At 70.7% G+C, this 12,328-nt stretch carries 10 protein-coding genes and 1 pseudogene; 5 read left to right on the top strand and 6 right to left on the bottom strand.

From position 1 onward, the window contains the following. A partial coding sequence (locus A9W96_RS05775; protein WP_369830815.1) for an ATP-dependent helicase occupies nucleotides 1-4,278 on the top strand: 4,278 nt, incomplete at its 5' end. Nucleotide 4,279: 1 nt separating this feature from the next. Continuing rightward, entirely contained in the window at nucleotides 4,280-5,035 is a 756-nt protein-coding gene (nei2, locus tag A9W96_RS05770; protein WP_067138372.1) for an endonuclease VIII Nei2, read from the top strand. Nucleotides 5,036-5,151: 116 nt separating this feature from the next. Here nei2 and A9W96_RS05765 read toward each other — a convergent pair whose 3' ends face one another. Then, the gene (locus A9W96_RS05765; RefSeq protein ID WP_067138370.1) at nucleotides 5,152-6,069 is read right to left on the bottom strand and encodes a PHB depolymerase family esterase; all 918 of its coding nucleotides are present in this window, start codon (nucleotides 6,067-6,069) and stop codon (nucleotides 5,152-5,154) included. A gap of 191 nt (nucleotides 6,070-6,260) precedes the next feature. Here A9W96_RS05765 and A9W96_RS05760 point away from each other — a divergent pair, with 191 nt between their 5' ends. Both A9W96_RS05760 and A9W96_RS05755 read left to right on the top strand, forming a co-directional pair. Then, entirely contained in the window at nucleotides 6,261-6,626 is a 366-nt protein-coding gene (locus A9W96_RS05760) for a DUF732 domain-containing protein (RefSeq protein WP_066868567.1), read from the top strand. Between the two features lie 106 nt (nucleotides 6,627-6,732). Continuing rightward, nucleotides 6,733-6,921, top strand: a complete 189-nt coding sequence (locus A9W96_RS05755) for a hypothetical protein (protein WP_231999599.1) — start codon at nucleotides 6,733-6,735, stop codon at nucleotides 6,919-6,921. Nucleotides 6,922-6,931: 10 nt separating this feature from the next. On the opposite strand, the gene A9W96_RS05750 is transcribed toward A9W96_RS05755, so the two are convergent. Next, nucleotides 6,932-7,930, bottom strand: a complete 999-nt coding sequence (locus tag A9W96_RS05750; protein ID WP_067138364.1) for a magnesium transporter CorA family protein — start codon at nucleotides 7,928-7,930, stop codon at nucleotides 6,932-6,934. A 93-nt stretch (nucleotides 7,931-8,023) separates the two neighbouring features. Between A9W96_RS05750 and A9W96_RS05745 the strand changes: the two genes are divergently transcribed. Next, nucleotides 8,024-8,680, top strand: coding sequence for a DUF5994 family protein (locus tag A9W96_RS05745; protein ID WP_082972060.1), 657 nt, complete (start codon nucleotides 8,024-8,026; stop codon nucleotides 8,678-8,680). Here the strand turns inward: A9W96_RS05745 and A9W96_RS05740 are convergent. From A9W96_RS05740 to A9W96_RS32025, 4 genes and pseudogenes are all read right to left on the bottom strand, one after another. After that, complete coding sequence (locus A9W96_RS05740; protein WP_066880124.1) at nucleotides 8,611-9,759, bottom strand: PPE family protein; 1,149 nt, start codon at nucleotides 9,757-9,759, stop codon at nucleotides 8,611-8,613. The genes A9W96_RS05745 and A9W96_RS05740 overlap by 70 nt on opposite strands. Nucleotides 9,760-9,929: 170 nt before the next feature. After that, nucleotides 9,930-11,078 carry a PPE family protein gene (locus A9W96_RS05735; RefSeq protein WP_067138361.1) on the bottom strand — a complete coding sequence of 383 codons (1,149 nt, stop codon included), beginning with the start codon at nucleotides 11,076-11,078 and terminating at the stop codon, nucleotides 9,930-9,932. 208 nt (nucleotides 11,079-11,286) lie between these two features. Further along, a complete protein-coding gene (locus tag A9W96_RS05730) occupies nucleotides 11,287-12,093 on the bottom strand; it encodes an MBL fold metallo-hydrolase (protein WP_066868584.1) in 807 nt (268 codons plus the stop codon). Between the two features lie 36 nt (nucleotides 12,094-12,129). Further along, nucleotides 12,130-12,328: pseudogene (locus A9W96_RS32025) on the bottom strand (hypothetical protein); the annotation flags it as partial.

Raw genomic sequence — 12,328 nt, 5'->3', positions numbered from 1 at the left:
GCCTCCACCTGGATCACCAGATCGACCGCGCCCATGTCGATGCCCAACTCCAGGCTGGAGGTGGCCACCCGCCGCCAGCTGATCAACCGCCCGCCCGACGTGCTGATCACCACGCCCGAGTCGCTGTTCTTGATGCTCACCTCGGCCGCCCGCGAGACGCTGGCCGGCGTCCAGACCGTGATCGTCGACGAGATCCACGCCATCGCCGCCGGCAAGCGCGGCGCGCACCTGGCGGTGTCGCTGGAGCGCCTCCAGGATTTGACACAAGCGCTGCGCGAGGACAAGCCCGCCCAGCGCATCGGGTTGTCGGCCACGGTCCGCCCGCCCGAGGAGCTCGCCCGGTTCCTGTCCGGGCAGGCGCCGACGACCGTAGTGGCCCCGCCGTCGGCCAAGACGGTCGAGCTCAGCGTGCAGGTGCCGGTGCCGGACATGGCCAACCTGGCGAACAACACCATCTGGCCCGACGTGGAGAACCGCCTGGTCGACCTGATCGAATCGCACAATTCGACCATCGTGTTCGCCAACTCGCGGCGACTGGCCGAGCGGCTTACCGCCCGCCTCAACGAGATTCACGCCGAGCGCAGCGGCGTCGAACTCGCCACGGACGCCAACCCGAAGGTGGCCGGGGGCGCCCCGGCGCACATCATGGGCAGCGGCCAGACCTACGGCGCCGACCCGATACTGGCGCGCGCCCACCACGGCTCGGTCAGCAAGGAACAACGCGCCCTGGTCGAGGAGGACCTCAAGCGCGGGCTGCTCAAGGCGGTGGTGGCCACCTCCAGCCTGGAGTTGGGCATCGACATGGGCGCGGTCGATCTGGTGATCCAGGTGGAGGCGCCGCCGTCGGTGGCCAGCGGCCTGCAGCGCATCGGCCGGGCCGGCCACCAGGTCGGCGAGGTCTCGCAGGGGGTGCTGTTCCCCAAGCACCGGACCGACCTGATCGGCTGTGCGGTCAGCGTGCAGCGCATGCTGACCGGCCAGATCGAGACCATGCGGGTGCCCGCCAATCCGCTGGACATCCTGGCGCAGCAGACCGTCGCGGCGGCGGCGCTGGAACCGCTGGACGCCGATCGGTGGTTCGACACCGTGCGGCGGGCCGCGCCGTTCGCGACGCTGCCGCGCAGCGTCTACGAGGCCACCCTGGACCTGTTGAGCGGCAAGTACCCGTCCACCGAATTCGCCGAGCTGCGACCGCGATTGGTCTACGACCGCGACACCGGCACGCTGACCGCGCGGCCCGGCGCGCAGCGGCTGGCCGTGACGTCGGGCGGCGCCATCCCCGACCGCGGGCTGTTCACCGTGTATCTGGCCTCCGAAGCCGAAAAGCCTTCGCGGGTGGGCGAACTCGAAGAGGAAATGGTCTACGAGTCGCGCCCCGGCGACGTCATCTCGCTGGGCGCCACCAGCTGGCGGATCACCGAGATCACCCACGACCGGGTGCTGGTGATCCCCGCCCCCGGCCAACCCGCCCGGCTGCCGTTCTGGCGCGGCGACGGCCTGGGCCGCCCGGCCGAGCTGGGCGCCGCGCTCGGCGCCTTCACCGGCGAGCTGGCCGGCCTCAAGCGCGCGGCCTTCGACACCCGCTGCGCCGAGCTGGGTTTCGACGCGTATGCCACCGACAACCTGTGGGGCCTGCTCGAGGAGCAGCGCGGCGCCGCCGGGGTGGTGCCGACCGACACCACGCTGCTGGTCGAGCGGTTCCGCGACGAGCTGGGCGACTGGCGGGTGATCCTGCACTCGCCGTACGGGCTGCCGGTGAACGGGCCGCTGGCGCTGGCGGTGGCCCGCCGGCTGCGCGAGCGCTACGGCATCGACGAGAAGCCCACCGCGTCGGACGACGGCGTCGTGGTGCGGCTGCCCGACACCATTTCGGATTTCGCGTCAGACGCCGGGACCGAAACCCCGCCCGGCGCCGACCTTTTCGTCTTCGACGCCGAGGAGATCGACCCGATCGTCACCGCCGAGGTGGGCGGCTCGGCGCTGTTCGCGTCGCGGTTCCGCGAGTGCGCGGCGCGCGCCCTGCTGTTGCCGCGCCGGCATCCCGGGCGCCGCTCGCCGCTGTGGCAACAGCGCCAGCGCGCCGCCCAGTTACTGGAGGTGGCCCGCAAATACCCCGACTTCCCGGTGGTGCTGGAGACCATCCGCGAATGCCTGCAGGACGTCTACGACGTTCCCGCCCTGACCCGGCTGATGACCGGCATCGCGCAGCGGCGGGTGCGGGTGCTCGAGGTCGAGACGCAACGGCCGTCGCCGTTCGCGGCGTCGCTGCTGTTCGGCTATGTCGGCGCGTTCATGTACGAGGGCGACAGCCCGCTGGCCGAGCGCCGGGCGGCCGCGCTGTCACTGGACAGCACGCTGCTCGCCGAGCTGTTGGGCCGGGTGGAGCTGCGTGACCTGCTCGACCCCGAGATCATCGCCGCCACCGGCCGCCAGCTCCAGCACCTCGCGCCGGACCGGGCCGCCCGCGACGCCGAGGCGGTGGCGGACCTGCTGCGGCTGCTGGGCCCGCTGACCGAGGACGAGGTGGCCGCCCGCGCCGGCGGCGCCGACGTGGGAGGTTGGCTGGAGGGGCTACGCGCGGCCCGGCGCGCGCTGACGGTGTCGTTCGCCGGCCGCAGCTGGTGGGTGGCCATCGAGGACATCGGCCGACTGCGCGACGGCATCGGCATCGCGGTCCCCCTCGGCGTGCCGGCCGCCTTCACCGAGGAGGTGGCCGACCCGCTGGGTGAACTGCTGGGCCGCTACGCGCGCACCCACACCCCGTTCACCACGGCCGAGGCCGCCACCCGGTTCGGGCTGGGGCTGCGGGTGACCGCCGACATCCTGGGCCGGCTGGCCGGTGACGGCCGGCTGGTGCGCGGTGACTTCGTCGCCGCGGCCGAGGCGGGCGGGGCGCCCGTGGCCGGCGGCGAACAGTGGTGCGACGCCGAGGTGCTGCGCATCCTGCGGCGGCGGTCCCTGGCGGCGCTGCGTGCCCAGGTCGAGCCGGTCAGCACCGCCGCCTACGGCCGGTTCCTGCCGGCCTGGCATCGCGTGGGCTCCGCCGAATCATCGCGCTCGCCAAGCCATTCCGGGTTGGACGGCCTGATGTCGGTGATCGATCAGCTGGCCGGTGTGCGGATGCCCGCCTCGGCGGTCGAGCCGCTGGTGCTGGCGCCCCGGGTCCGCGACTACTCCCCCGCGCTGCTCGACGAGTTGCTCGCCACCGGCGAGGTCACCTGGTCGGGGGCCGGGTCGATTTCGACCGGCGACGGCTGGATCGCGTTGCATCCCAGCGAATCCGCGCCGCTGACCCTGGCCGGGCCGGCGGACATCGAGCTGGGCGACGCCCACCGCGCCGTCCTGGACACGCTGGCCCCGGGCGGCGCCTATTTCTTCCGCCAGCTCACCCAGAGCGGGTTGGGCGAGTCCGAGCTCAAAGCCGCGTTGTGGGAACTGATCTGGGCCGGCTGGATCACCGGCGACACGTTCGCCCCGGTGCGCGCCCTGCTCGGTGGCACCGGAAGCCGCAAGCGCTCGGCGCCCGCGCACCGGTCGCACCGGCCGCCGCGGCTGAGCCGCTACAGCGTCGCGCATCCCCACTCCCGGCCCGCCGATCCGACCGTGGCCGGCCGGTGGTCGATCCTGCCGGCCCCGGAGCCGGACTCCACGCTGCGCGCCCACTACCAGGCCGAGCTCCTGCTGGGCCGCCACGGCGTGCTGACCCGCGGCGCGGTGGCAGCCGAGGGCGTGCCCGGCGGGTTCGCCACGCTGTACAAGGTGCTGAGCACCTTCGAGGACGCGGGCCGCTGTCAGCGCGGCTACTTCATCGAGTCGCTGGGCGGGGCGCAGTTCGCGGTCGCGTCGACCGTCGACCGGCTGCGCGCCTACTCCGACGGGGTCGACCCGGAACGGCCCGAGTACCGGGCGGTCGCGCTGGCCGCCGCGGACCCGGCCAACCCCTACGGCGCCGCGCTGCCGTGGCCGGGCGCCCGCGGCGAGGGGGCCCGCCCGGGCCGCAAGGCCGGCGCGCTGGTGGTGCTGGTCGACGGCGAGCTGGCCTGGTTCCTCGAGCGCGGCGGCCGGTCGCTGCTCACCTTCACCGACGACCCGGCCGCCCAGCACGCCGCGGCCACCGCGCTGGCCGACCTGGTCGCCTCCCGCCGCGTCGCGTCGATCCTGGTCGAACGCATCGACGGGGTGCCGGCATTGCAGCCAAACGCGGGCGGGCCCGGCCCGGCCGACGCCCTGTCCGACGCCGGATTCGCCCGCACGCCGCGCGGGATGCGGCTGCGCTGACATGCCCGAGGGTGACACCGTCTGGCGCACCGCCGCCGTGCTGCGCGAGCATTTGGTCGGCGGCACGCTGACCCGCTGCGACATCCGGGTGCCGCGGTTCGCCACCGTCGATCTCACCGGGCAGGTGGTCGACGAGGTGCTCAGCCGCGGCAAGCACCTGTTCATCCGGGTGGGGCCGGCCAGCATTCACTCGCACCTGAAAATGGACGGCAGCTGGCGGGTCGGCAAGCGCGCGCAGCGCGTCGACCACCGGGTGCGCATCATCCTGGAAACCGCCACCGCCCGGGCGGTCGGCGTCGACCTGGGGGTGCTGGAGGTCCTGGAACGCGACCGCGACGGCGACGCCGTCGCGCACCTGGGCCCCGACCTGCTGGGCGAAGATTGGGACCCGGCCCTGGCCGCGGCCAATCTGACCGCCGACCCGGACCGGCCGATCGCCGAGGCGCTGCTGGACCAGCGGGTGCTGGCCGGGGTCGGCAACGTGTACAGCAACGAATTGTGTTTCCTCACCGGGCATCTGCCCACCGCGCCGGTGCGTGACATCGCCGATCCCCGCCGGCTGGTCTCGCGCGCCCGGGACATGTTGTGGCTCAACAGGTTCCGCTGGAACCGGTGCACCACAGGCGACACCCGGGCGGGCCGGCAGCTATGGGTCTACGGGCGATCGGGCCAGCCCTGCCGCCGCTGCGGCACCGCGGTCGAGTTCGACGACGCGACGGAACGGGTGACCTACTGGTGCCCGTCGTGCCAGCGCTGAGGCGCTAGTCCCGATGGCGGCGACCCCCGGCGCCCGGCTTCGCCGCGCTTGCGATCGCCGCTAGTCGCGATGGCGGCGACCCCCGGCGCCCGGCTTCGCCGCGCTTGCGATCGCCGCTAATCGCGGGCGTGCGCGAGGAAGAACTGGGCGATGGCCTCGGATCCGTCCAGCGCGCGGGTGGTGGGGCCGATGACGGCCGCCGGCAGGTACTGCTTGCCGCCCGGCCAGGTGTGCCCGCCGCGGTCGATCTTGTAGAACACCACCTCGGTGTTGGCCGCGCACCCGGTGGACTCGTAGCGGTGCACGACGGTGCCGTCGCGGACATCGGGCAGCGCCTCCATGGCCGGATCGCCCTGGCAGCCGTCGGCCGAACGCCACTTGTCCACCATGGTGTCCGCCGAGATGGAGTGGCTCAGCCCGCCGCGCCCGCGCACCGCCCCACCCTTGAAGGGCACCAGCGGGTCGGCCGTGCCGTGGGCCTCCCAGACCGACACCGGCTGTGACGGGTTGCAAGCCACCCCGACGCCCAGGGTGCCGGCCACCGGGGCGACCGCGGCGAAGACGTCGGCCCGCTCGCACGCCAGCCGGTTGCTCATGAAGCCGCCGTTGGACATCCCGGTGACGAACACGTGCCCGGGCGCGACGCCGTAGTCGTGCTGCACCTTGGTCACCAGCCCGACCAGAAATGCCACATCGTTGATGTGGTGGCGATCGGCAGGCGAGGCGCCGCGCCCGTCGGCCCAGCTCTTGTCGTAACCGTCGGGGTAAACCACCAGCAGGTTGTGGGCTTCAGCAACGGTGTCGAAGCCCGTCAGGGCACGCTGCGAGATCCCGCTACCACCGCCGCCGTGCAAACTGAGCACCAGCCCGACGGGGTCGCCCGCCGGCACGTGCAACATGTAGGTTCGGTCCATGCCGCCGGATCGAAAGGTGCCCGGAATGTCTCGAGCGCTCGCCGCCGACACGTGCCGCACGCCGCAGCCGACCACGCATATCGCCACCACAGCGAGCCACAGCCACCGCCCGTATGCCATGTCGTCAGATCACCGGCAGCGCGCCGGCGCGGGCTCGCCGGTAACGCGCGTCCGACGCGGGAGCAAACCCTTGTGTGGCACACACCGCATTATCGGCGATCCCGCACCCGGCGGCACCGCGACATGCAAGCATTCGAACTAGCCCCGCCTTCAGCAAGCGACGGCACTTCTGTTCCACGGGAGTATCAGAAATGACGACCACCCAGATACGCAAGCCCGTCCGGGCGCGCTCGATCCTGGCGATCGGCGTCGCGCCGGTGGCCGGGCTGCTCGGCGTGCTGGCCGCATCCACGACCGCGAACGCCACGTCTGCCGATGACGCATTTCTGGCCGCGCTGAAAGCCAAGGGCATCAACTACGAGTCGCCCGACACCGCGGTCAACTCCGGGCACACCGTGTGCCACGAACTCGACATGGGCCAGACACCGGAACAGGTCGCCAACAACGTGTTGTCCAGCAGCACCCTGGACAGCTACCACGCCGGCTATTTCGTCGGGGTCAGCATCAAGGCGTATTGCCCCAAGTACGCGGATTCGGCCGCTTCTTCCGGATCCTGAAATTTACCGCCGGTTGACAGGTTCGTGATGCAACCGCGAAAAAATTTCAGGTATCGCAAAACGAAGAAGCTCAGGGCCGAACATGATTCCCAAACTTTCGCTCGGTGTGGCGGGCATTGCAATCGCGCTCGGCGCATCCGGCTGGGCCACGGCCTCGGCGGCCATCGACCCCAACCCCTTCAGCCATCTCAGTTGCGCCTGCCAGGATTCGGATCCGCCGGGCAGCCCGGCCCTGCGGGACAACATCAATCAGGGCCTGCACCAAGGCATTTCGGCGCCGTCCGTGGTGGAGTAGCCCCGGTTTCCTACAGCCAATCGCGCCGCTTGAACATCACGTAGAGCACCACCATCAAAACGAGTATCACGCCGGTGCTGGCCGCGAATCCGGCATGGGTGCCGAAGCCGGGGTAGGGCACGTTCTGTCCGTAGAAGCCGGTGATGGCCGTCGGCACGGCGATGATGGCCGCCCATCCCGTCAGCTTCTTCATGACCGTGTTCAATCGGGCGTCCTGTAGCGACAGATTGGTCTCGAAAATGGTGGTGACCATGTCGCGCAACGATTCCGTCCATTCCGAAACCCGCAGCACGTGGTCGTACAGGTCGGCGTACAGCGGGTCCAGCTGCCGATCGGAGCCGTCCGAAATGCGGTGGTGCTGTATGGCATTGACTACCTCGCGCATGGGCAGGGCCACCCGCCGCAGGTTCACCAGGTCCCTGCGCAGCCGGAACGTGCGGCGCTGGAAGACGCCCTTGCGGGGTCTGCCGTCGAACAGTTCGTCCTCGATGGCCTCGATGCAGTCGTCCAGGGCTTCGACCGCCGTGAAGTGGCTGTCGACCACCACGTCGAGCAGCCCGTGCACCAATGCGCCGACGCCGTAGCGTTGGCCGCCGATCTCCTGCCACCGGCGGGTCACCTGGGCCATGTCGAAGTCGGGCGTCAGCCGCACGGTGATCAGCCCCTGCGGCAGCACGAATCCCGAGATGCGTTGCATCGACAGCATCCGCTCAGGCGTATCGGCCGAAGCGGTTGCGACGTCGACGGCGTAGACCGTGAAGAAGGTGTGGCTTTCGTAGGCGGTGACCTTGACCCGCTCGGCCGCGGCGACCGCGTCCTCGACCGCCCAGTGGTTCAGCCCGAGTTCGTCGGCCAGCCCGCACAGGGTGTCGTGGTCCGGTTCGCACAGGTCGGCCCACACCAGGGTGTCGGGTTCGGTGAGGTAGTCCGAGATCTTGTCGAACTCGAAGCCGTCCTGCGCCTTGCCGCCGCGCCACACCTGGCCGACAACATTCGAAGCGATCTGCACCCCGACATCTTCTCAACCGTTGTTCACGATCGGTAAACCCGCCAGCCACTCAGCCGCGCCGCGGCCGCCGACTGGCCGTGCTGATCTTGTGCAATGGAGCGATCAAACCGGTTGCAACTCAAGCCTTATCGGGCTGTGTCCGAGCACGTCGACGGCGCCTGGTGGCCGCGGTCGACGACCCTGGTCGACGAGCTGCCGGGTCTGGCGGCCGCGCTGTCCGACCGGCTGGGGCGGATCGTCATGGTGGGGTATCACCGCAACGGCTGGCACGACACGCCGGCGCTGGCGCAAATCGACGGGCACCCAATCGAATTGCTGGGCTTCACCAGTGACGAGCCGACCAGCGTCATCGTGATGGGCGACAGCGGCCGCCACCTCACGCTGCATGTCATCCGGCCGGACACCGAGGAGGACGCCGCCCGCCGGGAACTCGACGCGGTGCGCGCGCCCGCCGCCGCGGTGTCGAGGCGCGTCCCGGCCGCGGTGGGGCGGTCGGTGGGGGACGTGGCCGAGAAGCTGGCCCGCCACGAGGGGCTCGGCGACGAACGGCGCACCGCTCAGATCAGGCGCTGGTGCGACGAGACGGCGCAACGGTTCATCGACGCACCGGTGCAGACCTTCGTCCCCATCCTGGTCGAGCACATCGTCCGCAACCGCATGATGGAGTCGCGCAGCCGGCGCTATCCGGCCGACGGCGGCCTGTGCATCACGGTGCCCGGAAGCTCGGCGCCGTACTCGATATCGTCGTAGTCGCGTCCCTTGCGCCGCCGGCCGCTCGCCGCGCCGCGGGCCGGGCGCATCGGGGCCATCGGGAGCATGGGCGTCTGACCCGGCCCGGCCGGCAGCGGGGAGGCCGCCGACACCAGTTGCACCGGCGCCGAAGACCCCAGCATGCCCACCGTCGCGGGCGGCATGGTCAGGTTGCCGAGCGAGATGCCGATGCCCAGCGTCGCGCGCGGCGCCATCGACGATCCGACGGCACTGACCAGGCTCGCGTCGGCCGCCGACAAGTCGGCCGTTGCCTCGGACAGGCCGCCGAAGACGTCGGCGGCGACGCCGCCCTGCAGCGCCTGGGCGGTGTTGACCTGGGCGAGGTAGGCGAGCAGGTTGACCGGGAAACCGCTCGCGATGAACTGCCATCCCCATACGCTGAAGTACCTGAACCAGCCCGAGTCCGGGTCCAGGCCGAAGGCGCTGGAGGCCGCGAGGTCTTCGCTGGCCCCGGAGATGTCGGCGGCCGTCATGATCCCGGAGTCGGTCGTCGTCGTGGCGGGCACCAGCGTGGTTTGGATCGTCACGCCCGCCGGATTGGTGACCGGCGGCGGCGGTGTGAAGGTCGGCGGCTGCACGGCGCTCGCCGAGGTGGCGGCGTAGCGGATCATCGCTGCCGAGTTGTTCACCCACATGGCCTGATATTCGGCCTCGGTTTCGGCGATGGCCGGGTAGTTGACCCCGAAGAAGTTGGTGGCCAACAACATTGCCAGCCGCGCCCGGTTGGCGGCGACCAGCGAGGGATGCACCACCGTCCAGTGCGTCAACTCGAACGCCGTGGTCATCACCTGCACCGAGGTGGCGACCTGCTGGCACTGCTGGGCGGTGACACGCAACCAGTCGAGGTAGGGTTCGAGCGCCTGGGCCATCGCCAGGGCGGACGGGCCGTGCCACGTCGTCATCAGCTCCGACAACTCCGCGGTGTAGCTGGTGGCGGATTGCTCGAGCTCGGCGCTGAGCTCCTGCCAGACGGCGGCGGCTTCGATCCATGACCAAGCACCGGGTCCAGAGTGGATCAGCGCCGAAGTGACCTCCGGCGGCAGTATCCCGAAATCCATGAACCTTTACCTTGGGGAAGAACGTGGTTGGGGCGAACGCGCTGCGTCGGCCCGTCCGGTAATCGCAGAGTGGGTGACGGCGGGATACCGTGGCGTCCTGCTGCTGGTCGCCGTCGACCTGCCCGGTGGCGGTGTACGGCGTCCGCAGTCGCGGGGCGCCATCGTCAGGGTCATCCCGCCGATGGGTTTCGAGGCATCACTTTGCCTTTGACCTCCTGGCCGAGGGCAACGTCCTCGTACTTCTGCTGTTTGCGTTTTCGCCAGCCGGTGCCCGCCGAGGCCGCCGTCGGCGGCACCATCATCGGCATCAGCGGGAACCCGGATTCCGCCGCGGGCAGCGGCGAGGCCGCGGACGCGAGCTGCACCCCGGTCTGGGTCCCCGGCAACAGCCCCACCACGGCGGGGGGCGCGGTCAGCTTGCCCAGCGACACCCCGACGCCCATCGCGCCGGTCGGCGCCATTCCCGCGCCGACGTCCTTGACGGCGCTGGACAGGCTCGCGGTCGCCGCGCCCAGGCCCTCGGACAGGCCGGTGCCGATGTCGCCGCCCACGCTCTGCAGCGCGCTGGCCGACGAGTTCTGCGCCAGGTAGCTGAGCATGTTGATGGGGAAGCCGGACGAGATGAATTGGTTGCCCCAGGTGCTCCAGTAGCCGAACCACCCGCTGTTCGGGTCGCCGTCGCTGCCGAAGATGCCGGCCGAACTGAGGGCATCGAGTATCGACCCCGTTGACCCCGAACCCGCGGCGTCCTCTTGGGCCGTCATCACCGCCGCCTCTTGGTTGGCGGTGCCGTCCGGGCTGGTGTCGGGAAGGGGCGAACTGAACTTCGACAGCTGCGTGGTCGCCTGCGAGGACGACGCCTGGTAGCGGCTCATCGCCGCCGAGTTGTTCGCCCACATGGTCTGGTATTCGTTCTCGGTCTCGGCGATGGCGGCCGTGTTGGTGCCGAACCGGTTGGTGGCCAGCAGCTGCGCCAGTCGTGTCCGGTTAGCGGTGACCACCGCCGGAGGCACTATCGACGCGCGGGCGGCGGTGAACGCCGACGCGGCGGCCTCGGCCGAGGTGGCCAGCTGCGCGGATTGCTGCGCGGTCTCGCGCAGCCAGAGCAGGTAGGGCTGGACGGACTGCAGCATCGCCGTCGCCGACGGCCCGTCCCAGGACTCGATCAGCGACGACAGCGTCGAGGCATAGGTGGAGACCGAATTCTCCAGCTCGACGGCCACACGTTGCCACGCGCCGGCGGCCTCGATCAGCGAGCCCGCGCCCGGCCCGGTGTGGATGAGCGTCGAGGTGACCTCGGGGGGTGCAAAAAGATCCATCACGTCTCACAATGCCCACGCTGAGAACACCTCAGCAAATTTGCGTTGACCGGGCCGCGAAGAACCCTGAAACTCTGCACGTCGAAGCCCGTCACCTGCGGTCGGTACCTCCCAGTTCGACTGCCCGGTGTTAGGACACCCTATACCCAAAGCTGAGGGCGATTTGACATTTGCTGGCTAGGGGCACTACTCGAAAACGGCCGCCTCACTACACGGTCACCGAGGCGCCGCGGTTCACCGCGACGATCCGGTCCCCCAAGCCGCGGTGCTGCATCTCGCGGGTGAAGTCGGCCAGCGGCGACGCGAAGACGCCGTAATCGTCGAAGTGCACCGGGATGGCCTTCGGTAGGGCCAGCATCGCGACGAGCTCGGCGCCCTGGCGGCCGTCCATGGTCACGGTCAGCCCGAACGGCAGCCGCCCGCCAGCCGGCAGCCGGGTGCCGCCGAGGTGCAGCATGCCCGCGTCGATCGGGTCGAACCGGGCGGGGATCTCCTTGAGTTCCTCGATCAGCAGGGTGTCCCCGGAGATGTAGAGCCGGCGGCGGGGCGCTGCAGGGCCTTCCCCGAACTCCACCATGGTGCCCATCACCGGCGGGAGTAGGCGCTGGCTCCATCCCGGCGCGTGACGCCCGGGCAGCGACGTGAGGGTCAGCGTGGTGCCGCCTTTGGTCATCGTGTGCTGCTGCCAGGTCCGCAGGCCGCGCGCCTGGGCGAACCCGCGCCTGTGCAGCCGTTGGGCGGCGTGCGGGGTGGTGACGACGGGCAAACCGTGGTCGAGGCCCCGCTGCGACACCCTGTCCCAGTGATCGCCGTGCATGTGTGACAGCACGATCGCGTCGATCGGCGGGAGCTCGTCGATGCGCAACGCCGGCTCCTTGAGCCGCTTGGACACCAGCCCGTGGCCAAGGTAGGCGCGTTGCCCCCGGTGCAGAAAGTTGGGATCGGTCAGCAGCGTCAGCCCACCCGCCGAGATGAGGGTGGTGGCGTTGCCGACATACGTGACGGTGATGTCCATAGCCGCTGGCTACCCCGTCCCGCGCCGTCCATGCCGCTAGAAGGGCGGCGGGTCGTCGGCGCCCGGCGGAGCGGGCCCGTAATTTTTGGACCCGGTCGCTCCTTCGGGCATGGTCGGGGTTTGGGCCCGCCGGGCCAGTCGGCTGTCGCGGTTGTGCCGGCGTTCGGTGGCCACGCGCGCGGCGCGGTCCTGGGCGCGGGTACGGCGGCGTCTGGGCATCATCGCGGTGCGCTCG

The sequence above is a fragment of the Mycobacterium sp. 1245852.3 genome (assembly GCF_001669335.1).
Lineage (GTDB): Bacteria > Actinomycetota > Actinomycetes > Mycobacteriales > Mycobacteriaceae > Mycobacterium > Mycobacterium europaeum_A.
The sequence above is the reverse complement of the archived record's forward strand: the minus strand, read 5'-3'. Positions and strand labels throughout refer to the sequence as shown.